This is a genomic window from Streptomyces sp. NPDC030809, from assembly GCF_055572195.1.
The window spans coordinates 1-26,239 of sequence record NZ_JBVIDV010000016.1; the positions used below are offsets into that span (position 1 = coordinate 1).

A 26,239-nucleotide genomic window follows, 5' to 3' on the forward strand; every position below is an offset into this window, starting at 1 on the left:
TCGGTAACGAACTACGGAGCATCGTGGGGGGGGGGGGGGGGGGGGTCGCCCCCCCCCCCCCCCCCCCCCCAGGGCCCGGGCCGTGACCCTGCGGGGCTTTCCCCTACCCGCCCCTTCCCGAACTGGGGCTCCGCCCCAGACCCCGCGCCTCAAACGCCGGCGAGGCTGAAATGTGCCCCGCGAGGCTGGAGCGTGCCCGGCGGGGCTGCAATGGGTCCCGCGAGGCTGGAATGTGCCCGGGGAGGCTGGAGGTTGCCCCGCGAGGCTGGGGCGTGCCCGCCGAGGCTGGAGGTTGCCCCGTGAGGGCGGAGGGGTGGCCCGCGAGGCTGGAGCCGCTGGGGCTTGCCCGTGGGGGCAGGACCCCGCGGGGTGAAATCGAGCCCCGCCGGCGTTTGAGGCGCGGGGGTCCGGGGGCGGAGCCCCCGGAAGGTGCGGGTGCGGCGGGCCCGGCCGCGGGGCCCCGGGGCGGTGACGTGCGGGGAGCGACCTGGTTGAATCCTCGCGAAGGCGTCCGCGACGCGTGGGGAACACCGGGGAGTGCAGATGAACGACGGCCGGCCGACCGACTCGGCGTCCGTACCCCCCACCTGGTGGAGCCGCCCCGGCACCAGCCCGGAGCCGGCACCGCAGGCCGCGCAGGAACAACCCCCCGCCGCCCCCGCCCCCGCCTGGTGGAGCCGCCCCGCCCCGCCCGCCCCCGCCCCCGCCCCGCTCGCGGCAGACGCGCCGGCCCCCCGCTACGACCCCTGGGCCGTCGCACCGCTCCAGCTCGCCGACACCCCGCGGCCCCGTCGCCGTACCCCGGCCCTCGTCGTCGGGGCCGTCCTGCTCGCACTGCTCGCCGGCGGCATCGGCGGCGGGCTCGGGGTGTACCTGGAGCGGACCGGGACCACCACCCTGGAGCTGGCCCAGCCCGACGGCGCGGACGGCGAGGGCGGCGGCGCCGCCCCGCGCGGCGTCGCCGGGATCGCGGCCCGGGCGCTGCCCGGCGTGGTCACCCTGCACGTGCAGGGCGGTGGCGGCAGCGGTACCGGTACCGGCTTCGTCCTCGACGGCAAGGGCCACATCCTCACCAACAACCACGTCGTGGACAGCGCCGCGAAGTCCGGCCGGATAACGGTCTCCTTCAGCGGCGGCGAAACCGCGAGCGCCCGGATCGTCGGCCGGGACGCGGGCTACGACCTCGCGGTGGTCAAGGTCGAGGGGGTCAAGGGCCTGCGCCCGCTGCCGCTCGGCAACTCCGACGGGGTGCGCGTCGGCGACCCGGTCGTGGCCATCGGCGCCCCCTTCGACCTGTCGAACACGGTCACCGCCGGCATCATCAGCGCCAAGGAGCGCCCCATCACCGCGGGCGGCAAGGCCGAGGACGGCAGCGACGTCAGCTACGTGGACGCCCTCCAGACCGACGCCCCCATCAACCCCGGCAACTCCGGCGGCCCCCTCCTCGACTCCCGCGGCCGGGTGATCGGCATCAACAGCGCCATCCGCTCCGCCGACGACGGCTCCGGGGACGAGGAGGAGGGCGGCGCGGCCCGCCAGTCCGGCAGCATCGGCCTCGGCTTCGCCATCCCGATCAACCAGGGCCGCCGGGTGGCCCAGGAGCTCATCAACCGGGGCACCGCCACCCACCCCGTCATCGGCGTCACCCTCGACATGGACTACACCGGCGACGGCGCCCGCGTGGGCACCGACCCCGGCCGGGACGGCAAGCGCCCCGTCACCCCGGGCGGCCCCGCCGCCAAGGCCGGCATCCGGCCCGGGGACGTGATCACCAAGGTGGACGGCACCCGCGTGCACGCCCCCGAGGAGCTGATCATCAAGATCCGGGCCCAGCGCCCCGGCGACCCGCTCACGCTCACCGTGGTCCGCGGGGGCCGCGAGCGCACCGTGAAGCTGGTCCTCGGTTCGGCCAACGGATCATGACGCGCGGGTGAATCCCGTCATGAGGCACCGGGGAGGTACCGACCTGCGACGGGCGCCGGGTACCGTTGAAGGGCTTGCATTGACGGAACCGAGGAGCGGCCAGGTGTTCACTGACATAGGCGGACTGGAGCTGCTGACGCTCGTCGTCCTCGCCGTGCTCATCTTCGGCCCGGACAAGCTGCCCAAGGTGATCCAGGACGTGTCCCGCTTCATCCGGAAGGTCCGCGAGTTCTCGGACAATGCCAAGCAGGACATCCGCTCCGAACTCGGTCCGGAGTTCAAGGACTTCGAGTTCGAGGACCTGAACCCGAAGACCTTCCTGCGCAAGCAGCTCACCGAGAACGAGGACCTGCGCGAGATCCGCAGCAGCCTCGACCTCCGCAAGGAGATGAACGAGGTCGCGGACGCCGTGAACGGCACCGAGCCCGAGCCGGCCGCCCCCGCCTCCGGCGGCACCTCGCCCGACCTCGCCAAGAAGCCCGCGCAGCCCGCCCGCGAGGAGCGCGCCCGCTTCGACATCGACGCCACCTGATTCCTCGCCTTCCGGGCATGCCGGGGTGAGATGGCTATCCTCCATCTGTCCGGATCCAGGACGCCCGAGGGGGGCGGGCCGCTCCGGACCCCACGGAACGAGAGGCGGCCGGACTGATGGAGACGACGAGCCGGGTAGGCGTGCAGCAGGGGCTCCAGCCGGCGATCGCGCCGGACGGCCCGGCCGGTACGCCCGGACAGGCGCCGGTGCAGGAACCCGGGCAGGCGCCCGAGGGGACGCCCCCGCAGGCGGCGGAGACGGCCGTGACCGTCCCACCCGGGCACGAGCATCCCGGGCTCACCGGGCAACCCGGTCTTCCCGCGCAGCCGGAGGAGGCCGCGGCCGAAGCGGCCGAGGGCGCATCCGGGACCGCGGTCCCGGCCGCCCGGCGCGCCGCGGAGGGCTACCTGCGGGCCGCCTTCCCCTGGTACGGGCTGGACGAGGCCTTCACCGGCCCCCGCTGGCTGATGCAGGTGGGCACCGCCGCCGACGGCACGGTGGAGCACGGCTCGGTGGGCCACGGCGACGAGCCGACCGTACGCAGCGAGGCCACGGGCGCCGAGCGCGAGCGCTTCGCCGTCGTGATCACGGTCGCCAGCAGCCCCAACCGGCGCAGCGGGGACGGCACCGGAGTCCTGGAGGCCACCTCGGTGTCCTCCGCCGCCTGGCTGGCCGGCTCCGGCCTGCTCGCCTTCACCTGGCCCGGCCAGATGGACCACACCCTGCGCAGCAGCTGGCTGGACCAGCAGACCGAGACGGCCTGGGAGCTCGCCGACGACCTCGACGGGCCGGACTGGTCCTCGCTGTCGCTGCCGGTGGACGGGGTGCCGACGCCGTTCCACTACCGGGAATCCGAGTTCGGCTGGGTGCTGGCCGGGTCCACGGCCAACGGGGTGCACCTCGGGGCGTACGGGCGGGGGATGAGCGCGTACGGGCTCGCCTTCAGCGAGCTGAAGGACGTCAGCGCGTACGAGTAGCCGTGCCCGAGGCGGGCAAACCGGGGTGCCGCCGGGAGCGGCACCCCGTTCTTTCAGAACTTGTTGCGCGGGGTGATCCCCAGGGACATGCCCGACAGGCCGCGCTGGCGGCCGCCGAGCTTGCCCGCGATCGCCCGGAGGGCCGCGCCCGCCGGGGAGTCCGGGTCCGCCAGGACCACCGGCTTGCCGTTGTCCCCGCCCTCGCGCAGCCGCACGTCGATCGGGATCTGGCCGAGCACGGGCACCGTGGCGCCGGTGGTCTTCGTCAGGCCGTCCGCGACCAGCTGGCCGCCGCCGGTGCCGAACACGTCGACCATCTCGTCGCAGTGCGGGCAGGGCAGCCCGGACATGTTCTCGACCACGCCGACGATCTTCTGGTGGGTCTGCACGGCGATCGAGCCGGCCCGCTCGGCGACCTCGGCCGCCGCCTGCTGGGGGGTGGTCACCACGAGGATCTCGGCGTTCGGCACCAGCTGGGCCACCGAGATCGCGATGTCACCGGTGCCCGGCGGCAGGTCCAGCAGCAGCACGTCCAGGTCGCCCCAGAACACGTCCGCCAGGAACTGCTGGAGCGCGCGGTGCAGCATCGGGCCGCGCCACACCACCGGGGCGTTGCCCGGGGTGAACATGCCGATGGAGATCACCTTCACGCCGTTCGCCGACGGCGGCATGATCATGTTCTCGACCTGGGTGGGCTTGCCGTCCACACCCAGCATCCGCGGCACGCTGTGCCCGTAGATGTCCGCGTCCACGACGCCGACCTTCAGACCGTCCGCGGCCATCGCCGCGGCCAGGTTCACCGTCACCGAGGACTTGCCGACGCCGCCCTTGCCGGACGCGACCGCGTACACCCGGGTCAGCGAGCCCGGCTTCGCGAAGGGCACCTCGCGCTCGGCGGTGCCGCCGCGCAGCGAGGCCGCCAGCTCCTTGCGCTGCTCGTCGCTCATCACGTCCAGCGACACCTCGACGGAGGTGACGCCCGCGACCTTCAGGGCCGCCTCGCGGACGTTCTTGGTGATGGTCTCGCGCATGGGGCAGCCCGACACCGTGAGGTAGACCGTGATCGCGACCGCGCCGCCCTCGCCGATCTCGACCGATTTGACCATGCCGAGCTCGGTGATGGGCCGGTTGATCTCGGGGTCGTTGACCGTCGCCAGCGCGTCCAGGATCGCGTCCTGCTCGGGCACGGCGGCGGAGGGTGTGTCGGTAGCCATGACCCGATGGTACGGCCCGGTAGCACGCGCCGGGAAAGCCCGTCAGCGGTCGCCTTCGTCACTCTCGTGCGGGAACAGCCGCCGCTCGTCCATCTCCTTGATCAGGTCCTGGAACTCCGAGCGGATCCAGTCGCGGGTCGCCACCTCGCCCAGGCCCATCCGCAGCGCCGCGATCTCCCGCGTCAGGTACTCGGTGTCCGCGATCGACCGCTCGTTCTGCTTGCGGTCCTGCTCCAGGTTGACCCGGTCCCGGTCGTCCTGCCGGTTCTGCGCGAGCAGGATCAGCGGGGCCGCGTACGAGGCCTGGAGGGACAGCGCCAGGGTCAGGAAGATGAACGGGTACTCGTCGAACCGCAGGGCCGCCGGCGCGAAGATGTTCCACAGCACCCACACGATGATGACCAGGGTCATCCAGACGATGAACCGGCCCGTGCCCAGGAACCGCGCGATCCGCTCCGAGGTCCGCCCGAACGCCTCCGGGTCGTACTCGGGCAGCAGCTTCTGGCGCGGGGCCTTCGGCAGGTCGAGCCGCACCCGGGAGCGCGACAGGGCGCTCGACCCGGTCGCCCCGGCCTTCGCCCGCTCGGCCCGCTCCGAGCGCTCGGCCCGCTCCCGGGCGCGCTCGGCCAGCTCCTCCAGGCGGTCCGCCAGGCCGTGCTCCCGGGCGTGCTCGCGCGCCCGCTCGCGGCCCTTGTCCCGCGCCGGCTCGCGCCGGCTGCGCTCAGTGCCCACCGACGCCCTCCTCGGCGTGGAACCCCGTCTCCCGCCAGTCCTCCGGCAGCAGGTGGTCCAGTACGTCGTCCACGGTGACCGCGCCGAGCAGGGAGCCGCTCTCGTCGACGACCGGCACCGCCACCATGTTGTAGGCGGCCAGGTAGCTGGTCACCGCGGGCAGCGAAGCGTCCGGCCGCAGCGGCGGCAGGTCCGTGTCCACGATCGAGCTGACCAGCGTGAACGGGGGATCGCGCAGCAGCCGCTGGAAGTGCACCGTGCCCAGGTACTTGCCGGTCGGCGTCTCGTCCGGCGGCCGGCACACGTACACCTGGGCGGCCAGCGCCGGGGACAGGTCGGCCTGCCGGACCCGCGCCAGGGCGTCCGCGACCGTCGCGTCCGGACGCAGCACGATCGGCTCGGTCGTCATCAGACCGCCCGCGGTGCGCTCCTCGTACGACAGCAGGCGGCGCACGTCCGCCGCATCGTCCGGCTGCATCAGCGTCAGCAGCCGCTCCTGGTCGACCTCGGGCAGCTCGGAGAGCAGGTCCGCCGCGTCGTCCGGGTCCATCGCCTCCAGGACGTCGGCCGCGCGCTCCTCCTTCAGCTTGCCGATGATCTCGATCTGGTCGTCCTCGGGCAGCTCCTCCAGCACGTCCGCGAGCCGGTCGTCGTCGAGGGCGTTGGCCACCTCGGCGCGTCGCTTGGGCGTCAGGTGGTGCAGGACGTTCGCTAGGTCCGCCGGGCGCATCTGCTCGAACGTCGCCACCAGGCTCTCGGCGCCCTGCCCGTGCTCCTCCAGCGAGAAGCCGGTCACCGCCGACCACTCGACGGTCAGGGTCTCGCCGCGGCGGCGCAGCGCCCCGCCCTTCCCCTTGCGGACGAAGATCCGGTCGATCTCCCAGTCGCGGCGGGCCGGGAGCTGCTGGATGGCCACGTCCAGGACGGTGACCTCCTCGCCGCCGTCCACCAGGCGCACCCGCCGGTCCAGCAGCTCGCCGAGGACCAGACGCTCGGTGGGGCGCTGCTCGAAGCGCCGCATGTTGACGACCCCGGTGGTGATGACCTGGCCCGACTCCACGCCCGTCACCCGGGTCATGGGGACGAAGATCCGGCGCCGGCTGACCACCTCGACCACCAGGCCCAGCAGCCGCGGCGGGCGGCCGCCCACGCGCAGCATCGCCACCAGGTCCCGGACCCGGCCGACCTGGTCGCCGGCGGGGTCGAAGACGGGCACTCCCGCCAGGTGCGAGACGAAGATCCGGGGGGCGCCTCCTGCCATCCGTGCGCCTCCTCGTGAACCGTTTCGCCTGGTACGGCTCTCAGGCTAGCCCGTGCCCCGGAGGTCCGCGCTGGTGGGGCGGCCGGGCGGGGACCGGGCGCGGCCCCGCACCCGCGCGCCCGGCGGGCACCGCCCCGTACGCACCGCGGACCGCACCCGTACGCACCGCTTCACCGCACACCTGCGCACTGCGGCACCCGGGGGCGGTACCCCGCGGGCACCTGGGTCCCGGACCAGGGGCTACGCCCGGGTACGCTGCCTGCTGCACCGAGCCCAGACGAGAGGCGGCCCGCCCGTGATCGCTTTCCCCCCGGCCGCCCGGCTCCGCCGGGCCGCCGTAGCCGGCGTGCTGTGCGCGGGCCTGGCCGTGGCCGCCACCGGCTGCGGGGAGGACCCCGACGAGGGCACCAACGGAGTGGGCAAGCTCTCCGCCGACCGCATCGAGGCCAAGGCGCGCGCGGCGGCGACCGCGGCGGACGCCGTCCGGCTCTCCGGCACCCTGGTCAGCGCCGGCAAGTCCTTCACCCTCGACATGCGGCTGAACGGCAAGGGGGCCACGGGCCGGGTGAAGTCCACCGGCAGCACCTTCGAGCTGCTCCGGGTGGGTGAGGAGCTCTACCTGAAGGCGGACGCCGGGTTCTGGGGCCGCCGGGGCGCGGGAACCGCCTCCCCGCAGCCCTCCGCCTCCGCGGGCGGGGAGGACTCCGAGGACGGCGAAGCCGCAGCCGACAAGCTCGGCGACAAGTACGTCAAGGTCCCGGCCGGCGACCCCTCCTACAAGCAGCTGCGCGGCTTCACCGAGATGGACGTGCTCCTGGACGGGCTGCTCGGCCTGAACGGCAAGCTGGAGAAGGGCGCGTACCGGAAGGTCGGCACGGTGCGCACCATCGAGCTCACCGCGGACAAGGGGGCCGGCGGCCGCCTCGACGTCTCGCTCATCGGCACCCCGTACCCGCTGCGCCTGGAACGGGCCGGGGGCGCCGGGGTGGTGGAGCTGGCCGACTGGGACAAGCCGTTCGCCCTGACCGCCCCGCCCAAGGACGAGACCCTCGACTACGGCTCCCAGCTCCCGTCCCGCGGCGGGACCGGCTCGGAGGGCTGACGCACCGGAGCCGGGGCCGGGCCCGCGGCGGGCCCCCCGCCTGCTAGCCCTTCTTGGCGCGCTTGCGCTTCAGCAGCAGCTTCGGCAGGGCCGCCGGGACCGGCCGGCGGGTGATCGCCGGGGACGGCAGCGGGGCCGCCGCCAGCGAGCCCCCGGGCTGCGCGGCCGCCACGGCCACCGGCTCCAGGCGCAGCAGCCGGCACTCGCGCGCCCAGCGGTCGGTCATGGTCTCGGAGTCGGGCGCGTTCAGCCGCTTGCCCTTCAGCTCGGCGACCGCCGCCTCCCAGGCCTCGGACGCGGGCGCGAGCTCGGTCACGGAGGCCGTCCAGGCCACCAGCCGGCCGCCCTTGTCCTTGCTGCGGACCGTCACCTCGGCGGTGCCGCCGTCGGCGAGCCCGGGGAACGGCTGCTCGCCCGGACCGTCGCCCAGCACGTGCGCGGCCCCGTCCACCCAGGCGTGCCACAGGGCCCGGTCGGGCCCGGTGCCGCGGACCCAGATGAGGCCGGACTTCTTCGCGGCCTCCTCGACGAGGGCCAGTTCGAGCGTGCTGAGTGTCATGCGCACAGCCTAGGGCCTGGCGGGGTCCGGTCCGGGGCCGCCCGGGGCTGCGGCCGGTCCCGGGGCGCGGGCCTGCACCGGGCGTGGCGGCCTCAGAGCCAGCCGTTGCGGCGCAGGGCGCGGTGGATGGTCAGGCAGATCCCGACGATGGACGCCATCACCAGGGGATAGCCGTACTTCCAGTGCAGCTCCGGCATGTGGTCGAAGTTCATCCCGTACACGCCGCAGATCATGGTCGGCACGGCGATGATGCCGGCCCAGGAGGTGATCTTGCGCATGTCCTCGTTCTGCGCGACGGTCGCCTGGGCCAGGTTCGCCTGGAGGATCGAGTTCAGCAGCTCGTCGAAGCCCACGACCTGCTCGTGCACCCGGGCCAGGTGGTCGGCCACGTCGCGGAAGTACTTCTGGATGTCCGGGTCCACCAGCCGCATGGGCCGCTCGCTCAGCAGCTCCAGCGGCCGCTGGAGCGGGGCCACCGCCCGCTTGAACTCCAGCACCTCGCGCTTGAGCTGGTAGATCCGCCCGGCGTCCACCCCGCGCGGGCTGCCCTTGGCGGGTGCGGCGAACACCGCGCTCTCCACCTCGTCGATGTCGTCCTGCACGGCCGCCGCCACCGCGATGTAGCCGTCCACGACGTGGTCGGCGAGCGAGTGCAGCACGGCCGAGGGGCCCTTCGCGAGCAGCTCCGGGTCGTCCTGCAGCCGGTGGCGCAGGGCGCGCAGCGAGCCCTGGCCGCCGTGCCGGACCGTGATGACGAAGTCCCGGCCGGTGAAGCACATCACCTCGCCGGTCTCCACCACCTCGCTGGTGGCGGTGAGTTCGGCGTGGTCCACGTAGTGGATGGTCTTGAAGACGGTGAAGAGGGTGTCGTCGTACCGCTCCAGCTTGGGCCGCTGGTGCGCGTGCACCGCGTCCTCCACGGCCAGCGGGTGCAGGCCGAACTCCTTGGCGATGCCCGCGAATTCGGCCTCGGTGGGCTCGTGCAGCCCGATCCACACGAAGCCGCCGTCCTCCCGGACCCGGCGCACCGACTCGCGCGGGGACAGGCAGTCGCCGGGCAGCCGGCGGCCGTCGCGGTAGACGGCGCAGTCCACCACCGCACTGCTCGCCGAAGGGTCGCGGGTGGGGTCGTACAGGCTGTGCGCCGGGCTGGGCTTGCGCAGGGACGGACGGACCACCGCGCGCAGGTCACGGATCATCGACATGGCAGGCTCCTTCGTACGGCCGCGAGCCGCACGGACGGGAGACCCTCCGCCCCCTGAGGGCAGGGCGGAAGGCACAGGACGGGAGGAAAAGTTCTGCCGTCGCTCTTCACCGAAGCGGGATGCCGTCGCACGGGACGGGGACCGGAGGCCCGGCGTGCGGCCGGGCGGAGGGGGTCAGACCGGAAGGCGGGACCCCGCGGAAGAGCGATTGGTACTGCACGATCGACTTCGGTCCACCGCAGCCCCACCTCCTCCGGCCGGTCCCCCGTAGGGGATGTCCTGATGTCGGGGCACGGAAGCGGTGCTTCTGCACGCTGCCCCGACCAGCGGTCAACACTATCAGCCGACAGATGGTCAAGACGGGTCCTTTACCCGGCGGATAGCAGTTCTATGCTCACCGCATGGCAGAAGTTCTGGCTCTGGTCGAGGCCCGGCTGCGCACCGCGCTGGGCGAACCCGATGCACGCGCGGCGGTCACCTTCCTCGGGACCGACCGCATCGAGGTGCTCCGCTTCACGGACGGGGAGGTGCTGCGGTACGCGACCCTCGGGATGTCGGGGCAGCCGATGGCCGACCCGACGGCGGTGGTGGCCGACCCGCTGCGCGGTCCGCGGGCCGAACTGGTGCTGTCCGTAAGGGCGGGAGCCGCCGACACCGACAAGGTGCTGCGGCCGCTCGCGGTGCTCGCCGCCTCCCCGCAGGTGGAGGGACTGGTCGTCAGCCCGGGCGCCTCGCTGGACGTGGGCGAACCGCTGTGGCCCGGCGCGCCGTTCACCTCCGTGCTGGTCGCCGAGCCGGGCGGGCTGGTCGAGGACCTGGAGCTGGACGAGCCCCTGGACCCCGTACGGTTCCTGCCGCTGCTGCCGATGACGCCGAACGAGGCCGCGTGGAAGCGGGTGCACGGGGCGGCGGCCCTCCAGGAGCGGTGGCTGGCCCGCGGCACGGACCTGCGGGACCCGCTGCGGGCGTCGGTGGCGCTGGACTGAGGGGCGGGGCGGGCCGGGTCCGGGCCGGACCCGGCCCGACCTCGGCCGGCCCGGGTCGCGGGTCGCGGCGGGCCCGGGCGGGACTGAGGGCCGCCACGGGGGGTACGCATGGCATCCGGACGGGTGATCGTGCCTTGACGGGGCGGCGACCGGGGAGGAGCGTGGGCAGTTATGAGGGGTGAACCGACGTGCCCTAAGTGCGGTGGCCGGGTCAGGGCGCCCGGTCTCTTCTCCGATTCCTGGCAGTGCGCCGTCCACGGCGCCGTGCAGCCGCTGCAACCGGTCATCCCGCCCAGCGTGGAGGGCCTCGGGGTCGTCGTGAACCGGGCCCAGGTGCCGGTGTGGATGCCGTGGCCGCTGCCCGTCGGATGGCTGTTCACGGGGGTGGCCTGCGCGGGGGACGACCGCAGCGGCGGCCGCGCCACCGCCGTGGCCTGCTCCGGGCCGGGACCGCTCGGCGGCATGGGCGAGCTGGTGCTCGTGGCCGAGGAGCTGGGCGTGGGCCTCGGGGCGCGGTACGCGGGCATCGACGGGCCGGATCCCGGGCCCCGCTTCAACGTCTCGGCTCCGCCGCACGCCAAGGTCGTCGCCGCGGGGCGGCCGACTCCGCTGTGGCACGTGACGGGGACGCCGGAGGATCGGGCGGTGTTCGTGGGGGAGGCGCGGGGGCTGTGGCTGTGGGCGGTGGTGTGGCCCGAGCAGTCCGGTCTGCTGATGTACGACGAGCTCGTCCTGACGGACCTGCGTGATGCGGGTGCCGAGCTGGACCTCCTCCCGTGCGGGGCCCTCAGCCCCCGCATCCTGGAATCGGGCTGAACCTCTCCGCACCCCGCCCCTTCCGGAAGCCCCGGACGTGGGGGGATTCACGTGTGCGGGGTGCGGGTCCCGGCGACTGCGCGGGGCTGGCCCCCTTAGACTGGGGTGTCCCCTTTCCGCCCCGCCCCCAGGAGCCGTGTGCCGTGCGCATCGATCTGCACGCCCACTCCACGGCTTCCGACGGCACGGACACCCCCGCCGAACTGGTCCGCAACGCGGCCGCGGCCGGGCTGGACGTGGTGGCGCTGACGGACCACGACACGGTCCGGGGACACGCCGAGGCGATCGCGGCCCTGCCGCCCGGGCTCACCCTGGTCACCGGGGCCGAGCTGTCCTGCCGTCTCGACGGCGTGGGCCTGCACATGCTGGCCTACCTCTTCGATCCCGCGGAGCCGGAGTTCGCCCGCGAGCGCGAGCTCGTCCGCGACGACCGGATCCCGCGCGCCCGCACCATGGTCGCCAAGCTCCAGGCCCTCGGCGTGCCCGTGACCTGGGAGCAGGTGTCCCGCATCGCGGGCGAGGGCTCCGTGGGCCGCCCGCACATCGCCACCGCACTCGTGGAGCTCGGCGTGGTGGAGACCGTCTCGGACGCCTTCACCCCCGAGTGGCTCGCCGACGGCGGCCGTGCGTACGCGGAGAAGCACGAGCTCGACCCGTTCGAGGCGATCCGCCTGGTCAAGGCGGCCGGCGGGGTGGCGGTCTTCGCGCACCCCGGCGCCGTCAAGCGCGGCGAGGTCGTCCCGGAGAGCGCGATAGCCGAGCTGGCGGCAGCCGGCCTCGACGGCATCGAGGTCGAGCACATGGACCACGACGGCGCCACGCGGGCCCGGCTGCACGCCCTCGCCGCCGAGCTCGGGCTGCTGACCACCGGCTCCAGCGACTACCACGGCACCCGCAAGACCTGCCGGCTCGGGGAGTACACCACCGACCCGGAGATCTACGGCGAGATCACCCGCCGTGCCTTCGGGGCCTTCCCGGTGCCGGGCGCGGGCGGATCCACCCGCGCCTGACGGGTTCCACACCCCTGCCGGCCGGGCTCTCTCCGGCCGCCCCCGCAGGCGCTTCCGCGCGCCCCTTTTCCGCCGTGCGCCGTACTTGGCGTACACCTCTTCCTGCAAGGCCATCACTGTGTTCGACGTTGCTGTTTTCGGATCCCTCTTTCTCACCCTTTTTGTGATTATGGACCCCCCGGGGATCACCCCGATCTTCCTCGCGCTCACCTCGGGCCGGCCGGCCAAGGTGCAGCGCCGGATGGCCTGGCAGGCCGTCTGCGTGGCCTTCGGGGTGATCGCCGTGTTCGGGCTCTGCGGCCAGCAGATCCTGGACTACCTGCACGTCTCCGTGCCCGCGCTGATGATCGCCGGCGGTCTGCTGCTGCTCCTGATCGCACTGGACCTGCTGACCGGCAAGACCGACGAGCCGAAGCAGACCAAGGACGTGAACGTGGCCCTGGTCCCGCTGGGCATGCCGCTGCTGGCCGGCCCGGGTGCGATCGTCTCCGTGATCCTCGCCGTGCAGAAGGCGGACGGTTTCGGCGGCCAGCTGTCGGTGTGGACGGCGATCGCCGCCATGCACGTGGTCCTGTGGCTGGTGATGCGCTACTCGCTGGTGATCATCAGGGTCATCAAGGACGGCGGCGTGGTCCTGGTGACCCGCCTCGCGGGCATGATGCTCTCGGCCATCGCCGTACAGCAGATCATCAACGGCGTGCTCCAGGTGGTCCGCGGGGCCTGACCCCGGCCCCCCGGCCCGGCCCGCTCCGGCCGGCCGTACGTCCGTGAACGCGAACGCCCCCGCACCTTCGAGGTGCGGGGGCGTTGCACGTGTGTGCGGGTGTGCCGCCGGTCAGGAGGACGCGGACTCGGCCGGTCGGATGAGGATGCGCTGGCCGATCGCGGCGGCCTGCTGCACGATCCGGTTGACGGAGGCGGCGTCCACGACGGTGCTGTCCACGGCGGTTCCGTCGACGTCGTCCAGGCGCAGAATCTCGAAGCGCACGGCTTCTCCCTTCGTCTGTGTACTCCTTGCACAGGGTCCAACGAGGTGTAGGGGCCAAACATTCCCTACGCTAAGGAAATTTTTTCACTGGCTAAATATTAGCCAGTGCAGCGGACCTTATGCGTGACGTCGGTCACATTGGACCATCCTAGGGACAAACCCCGAGACCCGCCCCTCGACCGGAGCAACGCAGCAGGAGCAGCGCGGGGGCCAGTGCGGAGGGACGGGCCCGTCTAGCCGCGCCCGGCGGCCGTCCAGAAGGCGTGCAGGGCCGCCGCCGTCTCCTCCGGAGCCTCCGCGTTGGGGGAGTGCTCCGTGCCCGCGACGACCGTGCGGGCGGCCGACAGCCGGCCGGCCATCTCGTCCATCAGCGGCACCGGCCAGGCGTAGTCCACCTCCCCGGACAGCACCAGCTTGGGCAGGTCCGGGGCGGCGGCGCGCAGCTCGGCCACCCGGTCCGGCTCCGAGACCAGCACCCGGCCCGCCGCCATCAGCTGCTCCGGCACGGTGGCCAGCCACCGGTCCCGCAGGAAGGCGGCCAGCTCCGGCGGGTCGGCCGGGGTGCCCTCCGGGTCCATCGCACGCATCGCCTGCCAGATGCCCGGCATGTCCCCGCCCGTCGACTCCAGCGCCGCGACCAGCAGCTTCGTACGCTCCTGCTGGTCCTGCGCGATCGCCGCCGGACCGCTGCTCATCAGGGTCAGGCTCGCGAAGGCGCCGGGCTCGCGGATCACCGCCGCCCGGGCCACCAGCCCCCCGAAGGAGTGGCCCACGAGGTGCACCGGCCCGCCGTCCGCCACCGCGGCCGCCTGCGCCAGCAGGTCCCGCGCCAGCTCCTCCAGCGCGTACGCGGACTCCTCGCGCGGGCCCGCGCTCTCGTGCTGCCCGCGGCCGTCCACGGCCACCACCCGGCGGCCCGCAGCGGCCAGCGGCTCCAGCAGGCCGATGAAGTCCTCCTTGCTGCCGGTGAACCCCGGCACGAGCAGCGCCGTGCCCCCCGCCCCGGCGGACCCGGAAGCCGGCCGGGCCTCGTGGACGGCGAACTCCCCGCGCGCGGTGCGCAGGCGGTACGCACGGGCGCAGGACGGCAGGGTCAGACGCGGAGGCTTGCTCATGACGCCCAACCTACCGGCCCGTAACACGCCGCAGGCCCGGCCCCCCGACGAGCGGGGGACCGGGCCTGCGGACCGTGTGCGTGCCTTACGCCTCGGGGGCCTCGGCGGCCTTCCGGGTGCGCGTGCGGCGGCGCGGGGCGGCGGCCGGCGCGGCCTCGGCCTCGGCGGCGGGAGCCGCCACGGCCTCGGCGGCCGGCTTGGCCTCGGCGGTCTTGCGGGTGCGGGTCCGGCGGCGCGGAGCGGCCGGGGCCTCCTCCGCCGCGGCGGCCGCGGGGGCCTCCACCGGGGTGACCGCGGCCGCAGCCGAGGCCGAGGCCGAGACGGAGCGGGTGCGGCGGCGGCGCGGCTTGCGCGGCTCCGCAGGCGCGTCCGTCTCCGGGGCCGGCACGACGGCGGCCGCCTCCGGGGCCGCGGCCCCGTCGGTGGCGCCCACCTCGGCCCCGCCGCGGGTGCGGCGGCGCTGGCGCGGGGTGCGGGTGCGGGCGGGGCGCTCCTCCACCGCGGTGGCGGCGGCGCGGCGGCCGCCCCGGCCGCCGGTCTCGCCCAGGTCCTCGATCTCCTCGGCCTTCAGGCCGGCCCGCGTGCGCTCGGCGCGCGGCAGGATGCCCTTGGTGCCCGCCGGGATGTGCAGGAGCTCGTACAGGTGCGGGGACGTGGAGTACGTCTCCTCGGGCTCGTGGAAGTCCAGCTCCAGCGCCTTGTTGATGAGCTGCCAGCGCGGGATGTCGTCCCAGTCGACCAGGGTGACGGCGGTGCCCTTCGCGCCCGCGCGGCCGGTGCGGCCGACCCGGTGCAGGAAGGTCTTCTCGTCCTCGGGGGACTGGTAGTTGATGACGTGGGTCACGCCTTCGACGTCGATGCCGCGGGCGGCCACGTCGGTGCAGACCAGCACGTCGACCTTGCCGTTGCGGAAGGCCCGCAGGGCCTGCTCGCGGGCGCCCTGGCCGAGGTCGCCGTGGACCGCGCCGGACGCGAAACCGCGCCGCTCCAGCTGCTCGGCGATGTCGGCGGCGGTGCGCTTGGTGCGGCAGAAGATCATCGCCAGCCCGCGGCCCTCGGCCTGCAGGATGCGCGCGACCATCTCCGGCTTGTCCATCGAGTGGGCGCGGAAGACGTGCTGCGTGATGTTCGCGACGGTCGCGCCCTCGTCGTCCGGCGCGGTGGCGCGGATGTGCGTGGGCTGCGACATGTAGCGGCGGGCGAGGCCGATGACGGCGCCCGGCATGGTCGCCGAGAACAGCATCGTCTGGCGCTTGGCCGGCAGCAGGTTGATGATCTTCTCGACGTCGGGCAGGAAGCCCAGGTCGAGCATCTCGTCGGCCTCGTCGAGGACGAGGGCCTTGACCTTCGACAGGTCGAGCTTCTTCTGCCCGGCCAGGTCCAGCAGGCGGCCGGGGGTGCCGACGATCACGTCGACGCCCTTCTTCAGCGCCTCGACCTGGGGCTCGTACGCGCGGCCGCCGTATATGGCCAGCACGCGGACGTTGCGGACCTTGCCCGCCGTCAGGAGGTCGTTGGTCACCTGGGTGCAGAGCTCGCGGGTCGGTACGACGACCAGGGCCTGCGGGGAGTCGGTCAGCTGCTCGGGCTTCGCCCGGCCGGCCTCGACGTCCGCGGGGACCACGACGCGCTCCAGCAGCGGAAGGCCGAAACCGAGCGTCTTGCCGGTTCCGGTCTTCGCCTGGCCGATGACGTCCGTGCCGGAAAGGGCGACGGGGAGGGTCATCTCCTGGATGGGGAAGGGGGACACGATGCCGACGGCCTCAAGGGCTTCGGCGGTCTCGGGAAAGATCCCGAGGTCTCGGAACGTAGTCAGGGTGCTGCCTCTTCTGTGAGACGCGGCATGAGGCGGGAAGGGGGTCTCACCGTGCCTGGCTTTCACACAGCTGCGCGGGACCACGGCCTTCGCTCAAGCGCTCATACCGCTGAGGGGGCCCCTCATGGGCGGCGGCACGCATGGACGCACACACCACGCCGAGGGCGGTCGGGTTGGAGCCGATCGGGCCACCGACCGGGCATCCTCATTCGGATGGCCCGCCGAGTATTCGGCAGGCGCATTACCACTGTACCCCGGATTCGCGCAGGTGTGTCGGGCGAATTCACCAGTGCGGCAGGTTTCCCCCGACTGACCAGGCAGTTCCGGGTGCCCCCGGGCGGGCTATTGTTCCCGGCATGCCGAGCGCTGAGAACCCCGAAACTGCCGAGAACGCCGCGACCGCCCCGACCGCCGACGGCGGCACGGCCGCTGCGACCCCCGCCGACGAGACCGACGGCGCCGAGACCCCGGCCGGAATCGCCTCCCAGGACTGGGCGACGGCCTCCGCCACCCCGCAGTACCGCGCGGCCGTGGTGGACCTGCTGGGCGCCCTCGCGTACGGCGAGCTGGCGGCCTTCGAACGGCTCGCCGAGGACGCGAAGCTGGCCCCGACCCTCGCCGACAAGGCCGAGCTGGCCAAGATGGCCTCCGCCGAATTCCACCACTTCGAGCGGCTCCGCGACCGCCTCGCCGCCATCGAGGCCGAGCCCACCGCCGCCATGGAGCCCTTCGCCAAGGGTGTGGACGACTTCCACCGCCAGACCGCTCCCTCGGACTGGCTGGAGGGCCTCGTGAAGGCCTACGTCGGCGACTCGATCGCCAGCGACTTCTACCGCGAGGTCGCCACCCACCTCGACGCCGACACCCGCGCGCTGGTCCTCGGCGTGCTCGACGACACCGGCCACGGCAACTTCGCCGTGGAGAAGGTGCGCGCCGCCATCGAGGCCGACCCGCGCGTCGGCGGCCGGCTCGCCCTGTGGGCCCGCCGCCTCATGGGCGAGGCCCTGTCCCAGGCGCAGCGGGTCGTCGCCGAGCGCGACGCCCTCTCGACCATGCTGGTCGGCGGCGTGGACGGGATGGCCGCGGGCTTCGACCTCGCGGCCGTCGGCGAGATGTTCACGCGGATCACCAAGGCGCACACCAAGCGCATGGCCGCGCTGGGCCTGGCCGCGTAGCGGAAGACGGCAGCTCACCGGCTCCGGCGGAACCTCCGCCGGAGCCGGTCTGCGTTCGCGGTGCCTGCACCGTCTGCCGTGGCCGCTGCGGTGCTTGAGCCGTCCGGGGTGCCTGCGGTGCCTCCCCGCCGGCCGGCGAGCGGGCCCGGCGGGCCGGTGCGGCGGGAGTCAGCCCCCCGACGGGACCGAAAAGGGCCGCCGGCGGGAGCCCGCCGCCGCCGGCCGCAGCAGCAGGGAGACCAGCACCGCCGCCACCAGCGCCCCGCCCGCCAGCGAGGCCGTCACGGTCGAGTGCCCGGGCCCGAAGGCGTAATGCGTCAGATAGCCGCCGAACGCTCCGCCGAGGGCGCCGCAGGCCAGGACCGCGGAAGCGGACGGCAGCCGGCCGGACAGCCTGCGCAGGGCCAGCCAGGACAGCGCGAGGCCGAGCAGCGCCGAGCCGAGTGTCTCCACGACCATGGGGTCCCTCCCGCAACGTCCGGGCAAATCGGGTCGTACGCGGTCCTACCCGGTGCACGGGAAACACAACCCTCTTCCGGTACGCCTTGCTCCGCTCGTGCCGGACGCACCTCCCGCGGGCTGCTCCGGGCATACGGGAACGGCCCGGCGGTCGGAACCGCCGGGCCGTTCACCCCTGCTCGCGCGCTGCGTGCCGCTGCGCCCGCGTCCGCTCAGATGGTGCCGAAGCCCACCTTGCGCGCGGTCGGCTCGCCGATGTCCACGTACGACAGCCGGTCGGTCGGCACCAGGACCTTGCGGCCCTTGACGTCCGTCAGCGAGAGGAGCTGCGACTTGCCGGACAGAGCGTCGGAGACGATGCTCTCCAGCTCCTCGGCGCCCAGCGCGCTCTCCAGCACGATCTCGCGGGGTGCGTGCTGCACGCCGATCTTGACCTCCACGGCTATGTCCCTCCGACGGTGTCCGGGTCGCGCGGGGTAACCGCGCCGTACCCGGACCACATTAGCCCGGAGAGGGGACACGCACGCCCGTGCCGTGGCACGCTGCGAGCGAACAACGAGCGCGCCCCCGCCGGCGGACCGGCGCGGTGCGTCAGTGCTGGCCCGGCTGTCCCGCCTCCGTGCCGTGGAGCGGGAAGCCGGCGATGCCGCGCCAGGCCAGGGAGGTCAGCAGGCCGACCGCCTTGTCCCGGGCCACCGGGCTCTCGCTGGACAGCCAGTAGCGGGCCACCACCTGCGAGACCCCGCCCAGGCCCACGGCCAGCAGCATCGACTCGTCCTTGGACAGGCCGGTGTCCTCGGCGATCACGTCGGAGATGGCCTCGGCGCACTGGAGCGAGACCCGGTCCACGCGCTCGCGCACCGCGGGCTCGTTCGTCAGGTCGGACTCGAAGACCAGGCGGAAGGCGCCGCCCTCGTCCTCCACGTACGCGAAGTACGCGTCCATGGTCGCGGCCACGCGCAGCTTGTTGTCGGTGGTGGAGGCCAGGGCCCCGCGCACCGCCAGCAGCAGCGCCTCGCAGTGCTGGTCCAGCAGTGCCAGGTAGAGGTCCAGCTTGCCGGGGAAGTGCTGGTACAGCACCGGCTTGCTGACGCCCGCGCGCTCGGCGATGTCGTCCATCGCGGCCGCGTGGTACCCCTGCGCGACGAACACCTCCTGGGCGGCGCCCAGGAGCTGGTTGCGCCGGGCACGGCGCGGCAGGCGGGTGCCCCGCGGGCGCGCCGCCTCGGTCTGCTCGATGGCTGTCACGCCGCCTCCCACTTTCTTCATGTGCACAGTGCGCTCTGCGCCGCGCCCGCCATCGTACTTTTCGGTAACCGGATCTGGGGGGTCGAGACGGAGTTTTCTCGGTCTTCGGACACGGATCCGGGGCTGGTCAGGGACGCCGGACGGGGTACTCGGCGGTAGCCGAGCGGGTCACCGGTAGTCGTCCTCGTCGAGGGCGACCACCCGGGCCTGCTCGGCCTCGTCTCCCTCCGCTGCTTCGGCGCGCTCGCGGCCGGCGAGCGGGTCGTCCTCGTGCGGGGTCAGTTCGGTGTGCTGCTCCGCGGCGTCCGCCTCAGGGGCCTCGGTGTCGAGCACCTTCTGGAGCTGATCCTGGAAGGTGTCCGGCTCCGTTGGGTCGACCGTCATGTGGCTCCCCTCTTTTCTGTCGCTCACCTACGAGCCTAGGAGAGCGCGGGGTGCCCCGCTAGGCGGTGTCTGCCGGACCGGGCCGGACCTGTGACTGCGAACACACGAGTCCGCGCGTGATCGTCTCGTAACATTGGCCGCATGTCTTCGACCGAGCTGCCGGACGTCCGGGCGACCACCGCGGTGGATGTGCAGGTGAGCGCGGTGCGCGTGGCCGAGGGGGAGCAGCTCCGGCGGGTCTCCCTGCCCGGCCTGACCCTTTCGGTCCGCTCGCGGCCCCCGGCCGCCGGGGGCCTGGCGCCCGCCCTGTTCGTCCACGGCCTCGGCGGCTCCTCCCTCAACTGGTCCGCGCTGATGGCCGAACTCGCCGGCAGCGTGGACGGCGAGGCGCTCGACCTGCCCGGCTTCGGGGACTCCCCGCCGCCGGAGGACGGCAACTACTCGGTCACGGCACTGGCCCGGACCGTCATCCGGCACCTCGACGCGAGCGGGCGCGGCCCGGTCCACCTCTTCGGCAACTCGCTGGGCGGGGCCGTCACCACCCGGGTCGCAGCGGCCCGCCCCGACCTGGTGCGCACCCTCACCCTCGTCTCCCCGGCCCTGCCCGAACTGCGCGTGCAGCCCTCCGCGGTGCCCACCGCCCTGCTCGCCCTCCCCGGCGCCGGCCGGCTCTTCGGCCGGCTCAGCAGGGACTGGACGGCCGAACAGCGCACCCGCGGGGTCCTCGGCCTCTGCTACGGGGACCCCGGCCGGGTCACCCCCGAGGGCTTCCGGGACGCCGTGCAGGAGATGGAGCGCCGGCTCGCCCTGCCCTGGTTCTGGGAGGCCATGGTCAAGTCCTCGCGCGGCATCGTCGACGCGTACACGCTGCCCGGCCAGCACGGGCTGTGGCGGCAGGCCGAGCGGGTGCTCGCGCCCACCCTGCTCGTCTACGGCGGACGCGACCGGCTGGTCTCGTACCGGATGGCCCGCCGGGCCGCTGCCGCCTTCCGCGGCTCGCGGCTGCTGACCCTCCCCGAGGCCGGGCACGTGGCGATGATGGAGTACCCGCAGGCCGTCGCGGCCGCCTTCCGCGATCTGCAGCGCGACGCGGACAGGGGCTGAGGACCACCGTGGGACGACATAGCCGCAAGGGCCCGGCCCCCGAGCCGGCCGCACCGCCGGCGCCCGGCCCGTACGAGCCGTACGAGCCGTACGACCGCGCCGGGGACACCGGCGCAGGCCCGTACCCCGCCGGCGAGGACCCGTACGACCCCTTCGCGGGATACGGCACCCCGCACGGCGCGCCCGGCGGCAGCGGCCGCTACGAGGAGGTGCCCGGCTTCCCCGAGCACTCCGAGTTCTCCGCGCACGCCCAGTACCCCGAGTTCACCGAGACCGGTGCCCACCAGGCCTTCCCCGCCTTCACCGCCCTCTCCCAGGGCGGCCCCTCGGTCTTCGCGCCCGCCGAACCCACCGTCACCCACAGCGGATACGGTTCTGCGGCCCCCGGAGCCCGCGGCGGCCACCCCGAGACCCGCGAGCCCGGCGGGGCCTGGGGCGACGGCCCGACCACCCGCTACGGGGACTGGCGCGGGGTGCCCCGCACCACCGACACGCCCGCCTTCGGCATCCCGCAGGTCCGCGTCACCGGCCCGGCGGCCACCGCCTCCGCGCCCGCAGCCGCCCCTGCCCCCGCACCCGTGGTGCCCGGTCCGCGCCGGGAGTCCGCCCCGGCCGCCGCGCCCGCGCCCGCAGCCGCGGAACCCGGGGAGTCCGCCTCCTCGGCCACCGGCTCGCACCGCCGGGTCCCGGCCCCCGGCGCACCCCGCCGGCCCGTCCGCCGCGGCCTGCGGGTGCGCACGTACACCGGCATCGCCGCCGCGCTCGTCACCGCCGGACTCGCCGTGTTCGTCGCCGGCCAGGTCACGGGGGAGAAGGGCAAGGCCGGGGCGGAGGCCGCCACCGGCGGCAAGGTGCGCGCCGACGAGCCCCCGGCCTCGCGCTCCGAGGACCGGCCCGCGCCCGCCCGGCAGCCCGTGGCCCCGCAGGAGAAGACGTACGACCAGAAGATGGCCGCGCAGTACCCGATCGACCCGAAGCTCAAGGGCCCGGGGACCTTCCAGACCGTGCCGGGCGTGGCCAAGGCCCCCGGCAAGGGGAAGACCGTGCACTACCGGGTGGACGTCGAGAACGGCCTCGGCCTCGACGGCGCCCTGTTCGCGGAGGCCGTGCAGCGCACCCTCAACGACAAGCGCAGCTGGGCCGGCGACGGGGACATGACCTTCGAGCGGGTGCCCTCCGGGGACGCCGATTTCGTGATCACCCTGGCCAGTCCCGGCACCACCGGGGTCTGGTGCGCCAAGTCCGACCTCGACACCACCGTGGACAACGTCTCCTGCGACTCCGCCCAGACCGAGCGGGTCATGATCAACGCGTTCCGGTGGGCGAAGGGCTCGGACACCTTCGGGCCGGACAAGATGTTCGCCTACCGCCAGATGCTGATCAACCACGAGGTCGGACACCGGCTCAAGCACGGCCACGTGAACTGCACCACCCCGGGCGCGCCCGCCCCGATCATGCAGCAGCAGACCAAATCGCTCACCCTCGACGGGATCACCTGCAAGCCCAACCCCTGGGTGTATCCCGATAACTGACGGTCCGTCCGCAATCCGCGTTGACAAGAGTCCGGCCATCGGCAATTGTTCTCCGCATGTCGCACCACCACGCCGTCACCGCGAGCGCCGCCATCGAGCTGGCGCTCCTCGGCGTGACCGCGCACAGCGTGGCCGACATCTTCTGTAGCTGACACCCGCCTGAGCGCGCGTCGGCATCCCTTCCGTTCACCGCGCCCGGGCATTCCCTGCCCGCGGGTGCGGTCTCTGCACGCCTCTTTCCGGCACGGCTTGTTCGAGCCTGTCGGCTGCAACCCCTCGCGCGGCATCCTGACTCACCCCGACACGCCGAGAGGTTCTTTTCCGATGCGTCCTCAGTCCCTCATATCGCGCCGCGTGGCCGCGACCGCCGTCAGCCTGGTACTGGCCGGGGGCCTCGCCGCCTGCGGTCCCGAGAGCGGGCAGGACGGTGCGGGCGGCGGCGCGGGCAAGACCGGCGCCGCCGGCAAGCCGCAGAAGGGCGGCACGCTGACCGTCCTCAACAACGAACCGCAGAACGACTTCGACCCCGCCCGCCTCTACACCTCCGGCGGCGGAAACGTTCCCTCCCTGATCTTCCGCACCCTCACCACCCGCAACCGCGAGAACGGCGCCGCCGGCACCCAGGTCGTCCCCGACCTGGCCACCGACACCGGACGCCCCAACGCCGACGCCACCGAGTGGACGTACACGCTCAAGGACGGGCTGAAGTACGAGGACGGCACCCCGATCACCACCGCCGACATCAAGTACGGCATCGAGCGCTCCTTCGCCGCCGAGCTCTCCGGCGGCGCCCCCTACCTGCGCGACTGGCTCGTCGGCGGGGACACGTACCAGGGCCCCTACAAGGACAAGACGGGCAAGGGCCTCGCGTCCATCGTCACCCCGGACGCGAAGACCATCGTCTTCAAGCTGCGCAAGCCCGAAGGCGAATTCCCCTTCGTGGCCACCCAGACCCAGTTCGCCCCGGTGCCCAAGGCCAAGGACACCGGCGTGAAGTACGAGGAGCACCCCGTCTCCTCCGGCCCGTACAAGGTCGTCTCCAACGAGAACGACGGCGAGCGCCTGGTCCTGGAGCGCAACCCGCACTGGGACCCCAAGACCGACGAGGAGCGCAAGGCCTACCCGGACAAGATCGACGTCCGCTCCGGCCTCGACTCCGCGGTCATCAACCAGCGCCTGTCCACCAGCTCCGGTGCCGACGCGGCCGCCATCACCACCGACACCAACCTCGGCCCGGCCGAACTCGCCCAGATCGGCGGCAACAAGGAGCTCGCCGCCCGCGTCGGCACCGGCCACTTCGGCTACGTCAACTACCTCGCCTTCAACCCCAAGGTGAAGCCCTTCGACAACCCGAAGGTCCGCCAGGCGATCTCGTACGCGGTCAACCGCACCAGCGTGATCAACGCCGCCGGCGGCTCCGCCCTCGCCGAGCCCGCCACCACCTTCCTGCCCGAGCAGGCCGCCTTCGGCTTCACCAAGTACGACCACTTCCCCGCCGGCAAGACCGGCGACCCCGCCAAGGCCAAGGCCCTCCTCAAGGAGGCCGGATACGCCGACGGCCTGACCGTCACCCTCACCCACTCCACCGCCCAGAACCGGCAGACCAGCCCCGAGGTGGCCACCGCCGTGCAGCAGGCCCTCGCCGCCGCCGGCATCACCGTCAAGCTGGAGGGCCTGGAGAACAACGCCTTCAACGAGCGCCGCTGGGACGCCAAGAACACCCCCGGCTTCTTCCTCTCCCGCTGGGGCGCCGACTGGCCCTCCGGCGCCCCCTTCCTGGCCCCGATCTTCGACGGCCGGCAGATCGTGACCAACGGCTCCAACTACAACCACGCCCAGCTGAACGACCCGGCCGTCAACAAGGAGATCGACGAGATCGCCAAGCTGACCGACCTGGCCGCCGCCGCCAAGCGCTGGGGCGCCCTCGACAGCAAGATCGGCGAGCAGGCCCTCGACGTCCCGCTGTTCCACCCCGTCTACAAGCGCCTCGTCGGCAAGGACGTCAAGAACGTCGTGATCAGCGACTGGACCGGCGTCCTCGACATCTCGCAGGTCGCCGTCAAGTGACCACCGCACCGAAGACGGCGGAACCCGCGGCGGGGAGCGCCACCCCCGCCGCGGGCGCCGCCCGCCAGGTCCTGCACCGGCTGCGCCGCCGCCCGTCGGCGGTCGCGGCCGGTGCGGTCCTGGCCCTCCTCGTCCTCCTCGCCGCCGCCGCGCCGCTGGTCGCCCACCTCACCGGACAGGACCCGGCCGCCTTCCACGACGACCTCGTGGACTCCGCCCGCGGCGGCGTGCCCCTCGGCTCCTTCGGCGGCGCCTCCGCCGACCACTGGCTGGGCGTCGAACCCGGCACCGGACGCGACCTGCTCACCCGGCTCCTCCACGGCGCCCGCATCTCGCTGCTCGTCGCCCTCGGCGCCACCGCCGTCCAGGTGGCCGTCGGCCTGGCCGCCGGGCTCGCCGCCGGACTCGGCAACCGCCTCGCCGACACCGTCATCAGCCGCATCACCGAGGTCATGCTCGCCCTGCCGATGCTGATCCTCGCCATCGCGCTCACCGCGGTCGTCCCCCCGGACTTCCCGCGCCCGCTGCTGCTGATCCTCGTCATCGGCCTGCTCGGCTGGGGCGGCACCGCCCGCGTCGTCCGCGCCCAGACCCTCAGCCTGCGCAGCCTCGACTTCGTGGCCGCCGCCCGGCTCGCCGGCAACGGCCCGCTGCGCATCGCCCGCCGCGAACTGCTGCCCTCCCTGGCCGCGCCCGTCATCACGTACGCCGCGATCCTGCTGCCCGCCAACATCGTCGTCGAGGCCTCCCTGTCCTTCCTCGGGGTCGGCGTCAAGCCGCCCACCCCCTCCTGGGGGCAGATGCTGTCCACCGCGCAGACCTGGTTCCGCGCCGACCCCATGTACGTCCTGCTGCCCGCCGGGCTGCTGTTCGCCACCGTGCTCGCCTTCACCGTCCTCGGTGACGCCGTGCGCACCGCGCTCGACCCGCGCGAAAGCAGCCGGCTGCGCGTCGGCCGCACCCGGGCGGGCCGGGCGGGCACCCGAAAGGAGCGGACGCGGTGACCCGCTTCGTCCTCAAGAAACTCGCCGGGGCCCTGCTCGTCCTGCTCGCGCTGTCCCTCGCCGTCTACGCCCTCTTCTACCTCGCCCCGGGCGACCCCGCCCGGCTCGCCTGCGGAGAGCGCTGCACCCCGCAGCAGGTGGCCCAGGTCCGCGAACAGCTCGGGCTGAACGAATCCGTCTTCGCCCAGTACGGCCACTTCCTCCAGGGCCTCGTCGCCGGCCGCGACTACTCCGCCGGCACCGGCACCCTCCACTGCGATGCGCCCTGCCTCGGCTTCTCGTACCAGAACGACCAGCCCGTCACCGCACTGCTCCTGGAACGGCTGCCCGCCACCTTCTCCCTCGCCCTCGGCGCCCTCGTGCTCTGGCTCCTCATCGGCGTCGGCACCGGACTGCTGTCCGCCCTGCGCCGCGGCGGGATCACCGAGCGCGCCCTGACCGTGCTCACCCTCGCCGGCACCGGCACCCCCGTCTTCATCCTCGGGCTGCTGCTGCTCATGCTGGTGTGCGCCTACCTCCAGTGGCTGCCGTTCCCCACCTACGTGCCGTTCACCGAGGACCCCGAGCAGTGGGCCTGGAACCTGCTGCTGCCCTGGATCACCCTCGGCTTCTTCGAGAGCGCCAAGTACGCCCGCCTCACCCGCAGCTCCGCCCTGGAGACGCTCGCCGAGGACCACATCCGCACCTTCCGCGCCTACGGGGTGGGGGAGCGGGCCGTCGTCACCCGGCACGCGCTGCGCGGGGCCCTGCCGCCGGTGATCGCGCTCAGCGCCATCGACCTCGGCACGATGATGGGCGGGGCCGTCCTCACCGAGTCCCTCTTCGGCATCCCCGGACTGGGCAAGACCCTCATCGACGGGGTACGCGTCATCGACCTGCCGGTCGTCACCGGCGTGGTCCTCGTCACCGGCCTCGCCGTCGTCCTCGCGGGCGCCCTCGCCGACCTCCTCTACGCCGTCGCGGACCGAAGGGTGGCCCTGACGTGAGCACACCGCCGAACACGCCCGCGGGCACGTCCCCGGACACGCCT

The 26,239-nt window shown here is 73.6% G+C and carries 27 protein-coding genes; 15 read left to right on the forward strand and 12 right to left on the reverse strand.

Going from position 1 to position 26,239, the window contains the following annotated elements; all coding sequences use genetic code 11:
* Positions 1–543 precede the first annotated feature (543 nt).
* The 3 genes from ACZ407_RS21305 to ACZ407_RS21315 all read left to right on the forward strand — a co-directional run bounded on the left by ACZ407_RS21305 (position 544) and on the right by ACZ407_RS21315 (position 3,432).
* Positions 544–1,923: a S1C family serine protease gene (locus ACZ407_RS21305; RefSeq protein WP_468130457.1), complete on the forward strand. Its 1,380-nt coding sequence runs from the start codon at positions 544–546 to the stop codon at positions 1,921–1,923.
* Between the two features lie 103 nt (positions 1,924–2,026).
* Positions 2,027–2,455: a sec-independent translocase gene (locus ACZ407_RS21310; protein WP_468130459.1), complete on the forward strand. Its 429-nt coding sequence runs from the start codon at positions 2,027–2,029 to the stop codon at positions 2,453–2,455.
* A 263-nt stretch (positions 2,456–2,718) separates the two neighbouring features.
* Positions 2,719–3,432, forward strand: coding sequence for a hypothetical protein (locus ACZ407_RS21315; RefSeq protein WP_468130762.1), 714 nt, complete (start codon positions 2,719–2,721; stop codon positions 3,430–3,432).
* A gap of 53 nt (positions 3,433–3,485) precedes the next feature.
* On the opposite strand, the gene ACZ407_RS21320 is transcribed toward ACZ407_RS21315, so the two are convergent.
* The 3 genes from ACZ407_RS21320 to ACZ407_RS21330 all read right to left on the reverse strand — a co-directional run bounded on the left by ACZ407_RS21320 (position 3,486) and on the right by ACZ407_RS21330 (position 6,639).
* Entirely contained in the window at positions 3,486–4,646 is a 1,161-nt protein-coding gene (locus ACZ407_RS21320; RefSeq protein WP_468130461.1) for an Mrp/NBP35 family ATP-binding protein, read from the reverse strand.
* A 42-nt stretch (positions 4,647–4,688) separates the two neighbouring features.
* Positions 4,689–5,276, reverse strand: a complete 588-nt coding sequence (locus tag ACZ407_RS21325; RefSeq protein WP_468130764.1) for a DUF1003 domain-containing protein — start codon at positions 5,274–5,276, stop codon at positions 4,689–4,691.
* A gap of 91 nt (positions 5,277–5,367) precedes the next feature.
* Complete coding sequence (locus ACZ407_RS21330; protein ID WP_468130462.1) at positions 5,368–6,639, reverse strand: magnesium transporter MgtE N-terminal domain-containing protein; 1,272 nt, start codon at positions 6,637–6,639, stop codon at positions 5,368–5,370.
* A gap of 295 nt (positions 6,640–6,934) precedes the next feature.
* Here ACZ407_RS21330 and ACZ407_RS21335 point away from each other — a divergent pair, with 295 nt between their 5' ends.
* On the forward strand, positions 6,935–7,741 hold the full coding sequence (locus ACZ407_RS21335) for a hypothetical protein (RefSeq protein WP_468130464.1): 807 nt from the start codon (positions 6,935–6,937) through the stop codon (positions 7,739–7,741).
* Positions 7,742–7,784: 43 nt separating this feature from the next.
* Here ACZ407_RS21335 and ACZ407_RS21340 read toward each other — a convergent pair whose 3' ends face one another.
* Positions 7,785–8,300: a hypothetical protein gene (locus tag ACZ407_RS21340; protein ID WP_468130466.1), complete on the reverse strand. Its 516-nt coding sequence runs from the start codon at positions 8,298–8,300 to the stop codon at positions 7,785–7,787.
* A gap of 92 nt (positions 8,301–8,392) precedes the next feature.
* Positions 8,393–9,505 (reverse strand): magnesium and cobalt transport protein CorA, encoded by a 1,113-nt coding sequence (locus tag ACZ407_RS21345; RefSeq protein ID WP_468130468.1) that lies wholly within the window; start codon positions 9,503–9,505, stop codon positions 8,393–8,395.
* 401 nt (positions 9,506–9,906) lie between these two features.
* Between ACZ407_RS21345 and ACZ407_RS21350 the strand changes: the two genes are divergently transcribed.
* From ACZ407_RS21350 to ACZ407_RS21365, 4 genes are all read left to right on the forward strand, one after another.
* Positions 9,907–10,491, forward strand: coding sequence for a suppressor of fused domain protein (locus ACZ407_RS21350; protein WP_468130470.1), 585 nt, complete (start codon positions 9,907–9,909; stop codon positions 10,489–10,491).
* Positions 10,492–10,662: 171 nt separating this feature from the next.
* On the forward strand, positions 10,663–11,307 hold the full coding sequence (locus ACZ407_RS21355) for a DUF6758 family protein (protein WP_468130472.1): 645 nt from the start codon (positions 10,663–10,665) through the stop codon (positions 11,305–11,307).
* Positions 11,308–11,450: 143 nt separating this feature from the next.
* Positions 11,451–12,317 carry a PHP domain-containing protein gene (locus ACZ407_RS21360; RefSeq protein WP_468130474.1) on the forward strand — a complete coding sequence of 289 codons (867 nt, stop codon included), beginning with the start codon at positions 11,451–11,453 and terminating at the stop codon, positions 12,315–12,317.
* Positions 12,318–12,435: 118 nt separating this feature from the next.
* Positions 12,436–13,041 carry a MarC family protein gene (locus ACZ407_RS21365; protein ID WP_468130476.1) on the forward strand — a complete coding sequence of 202 codons (606 nt, stop codon included), beginning with the start codon at positions 12,436–12,438 and terminating at the stop codon, positions 13,039–13,041.
* 111 nt (positions 13,042–13,152) lie between these two features.
* Here ACZ407_RS21365 and ACZ407_RS21370 read toward each other — a convergent pair whose 3' ends face one another.
* The 3 genes from ACZ407_RS21370 to ACZ407_RS21380 form a co-directional block, all read right to left on the reverse strand.
* On the reverse strand, positions 13,153–13,305 hold the full coding sequence (locus ACZ407_RS21370; protein ID WP_007266367.1) for a hypothetical protein: 153 nt from the start codon (positions 13,303–13,305) through the stop codon (positions 13,153–13,155).
* Between the two features lie 233 nt (positions 13,306–13,538).
* Positions 13,539–14,420, reverse strand: a complete 882-nt coding sequence (locus ACZ407_RS21375; protein ID WP_468130478.1) for an alpha/beta fold hydrolase — start codon at positions 14,418–14,420, stop codon at positions 13,539–13,541.
* Positions 14,421–14,505: 85 nt separating this feature from the next.
* Complete coding sequence (locus tag ACZ407_RS21380; RefSeq protein ID WP_468130480.1) at positions 14,506–16,170, reverse strand: DEAD/DEAH box helicase; 1,665 nt, start codon at positions 16,168–16,170, stop codon at positions 14,506–14,508.
* A 422-nt stretch (positions 16,171–16,592) separates the two neighbouring features.
* Here ACZ407_RS21380 and ACZ407_RS21385 point away from each other — a divergent pair, with 422 nt between their 5' ends.
* On the forward strand, positions 16,593–17,411 hold the full coding sequence (locus ACZ407_RS21385; protein ID WP_468130482.1) for a ferritin-like fold-containing protein: 819 nt from the start codon (positions 16,593–16,595) through the stop codon (positions 17,409–17,411).
* Positions 17,412–17,579: 168 nt separating this feature from the next.
* Here the strand turns inward: ACZ407_RS21385 and ACZ407_RS21390 are convergent, their stop codons facing one another.
* The 4 genes from ACZ407_RS21390 to ACZ407_RS21405 all read right to left on the reverse strand — a co-directional run bounded on the left by ACZ407_RS21390 (position 17,580) and on the right by ACZ407_RS21405 (position 19,502).
* Positions 17,580–17,870 carry a hypothetical protein gene (locus ACZ407_RS21390; RefSeq protein WP_468130484.1) on the reverse strand — a complete coding sequence of 97 codons (291 nt, stop codon included), beginning with the start codon at positions 17,868–17,870 and terminating at the stop codon, positions 17,580–17,582.
* Between the two features lie 212 nt (positions 17,871–18,082).
* Positions 18,083–18,310: a DUF3107 domain-containing protein gene (locus ACZ407_RS21395; protein ID WP_468130486.1), complete on the reverse strand. Its 228-nt coding sequence runs from the start codon at positions 18,308–18,310 to the stop codon at positions 18,083–18,085.
* A 151-nt stretch (positions 18,311–18,461) separates the two neighbouring features.
* On the reverse strand, positions 18,462–19,118 hold the full coding sequence (locus tag ACZ407_RS21400; protein ID WP_468130488.1) for a TetR/AcrR family transcriptional regulator: 657 nt from the start codon (positions 19,116–19,118) through the stop codon (positions 18,462–18,464).
* Positions 19,119–19,286: 168 nt separating this feature from the next.
* Positions 19,287–19,502: a hypothetical protein gene (locus tag ACZ407_RS21405; protein ID WP_468130490.1), complete on the reverse strand. Its 216-nt coding sequence runs from the start codon at positions 19,500–19,502 to the stop codon at positions 19,287–19,289.
* Between the two features lie 141 nt (positions 19,503–19,643).
* Between ACZ407_RS21405 and ACZ407_RS21410 the strand changes: the two genes are divergently transcribed.
* From ACZ407_RS21410 to ACZ407_RS21435, 6 genes are all read left to right on the forward strand, one after another.
* Complete coding sequence (locus tag ACZ407_RS21410) at positions 19,644–20,606, forward strand: alpha/beta fold hydrolase (protein WP_468130492.1); 963 nt, start codon at positions 19,644–19,646, stop codon at positions 20,604–20,606.
* A gap of 8 nt (positions 20,607–20,614) precedes the next feature.
* The gene (locus tag ACZ407_RS21415) at positions 20,615–22,138 is read left to right on the forward strand and encodes a DUF3152 domain-containing protein (protein ID WP_468130494.1); all 1,524 of its coding nucleotides are present in this window, start codon (positions 20,615–20,617) and stop codon (positions 22,136–22,138) included.
* A gap of 56 nt (positions 22,139–22,194) precedes the next feature.
* Positions 22,195–22,290 carry an Ms4533A family Cys-rich leader peptide gene (locus tag ACZ407_RS21420; RefSeq protein WP_468130496.1) on the forward strand — a complete coding sequence of 32 codons (96 nt, stop codon included), beginning with the start codon at positions 22,195–22,197 and terminating at the stop codon, positions 22,288–22,290.
* Positions 22,291–22,462: 172 nt separating this feature from the next.
* Positions 22,463–24,205, forward strand: a complete 1,743-nt coding sequence (locus ACZ407_RS21425; protein ID WP_468130498.1) for an ABC transporter substrate-binding protein — start codon at positions 22,463–22,465, stop codon at positions 24,203–24,205.
* Complete coding sequence (locus ACZ407_RS21430; RefSeq protein ID WP_468130500.1) at positions 24,202–25,209, forward strand: ABC transporter permease; 1,008 nt, start codon at positions 24,202–24,204, stop codon at positions 25,207–25,209. The genes ACZ407_RS21425 and ACZ407_RS21430 overlap by 4 nt, the downstream gene beginning before the upstream one ends.
* Positions 25,206–26,195, forward strand: coding sequence for an ABC transporter permease (locus ACZ407_RS21435; RefSeq protein WP_468130502.1), 990 nt, complete (start codon positions 25,206–25,208; stop codon positions 26,193–26,195). Before ACZ407_RS21430 ends, ACZ407_RS21435 begins: the two co-directional genes overlap by 4 nt.
* Positions 26,196–26,239 lie beyond the last annotated feature (44 nt).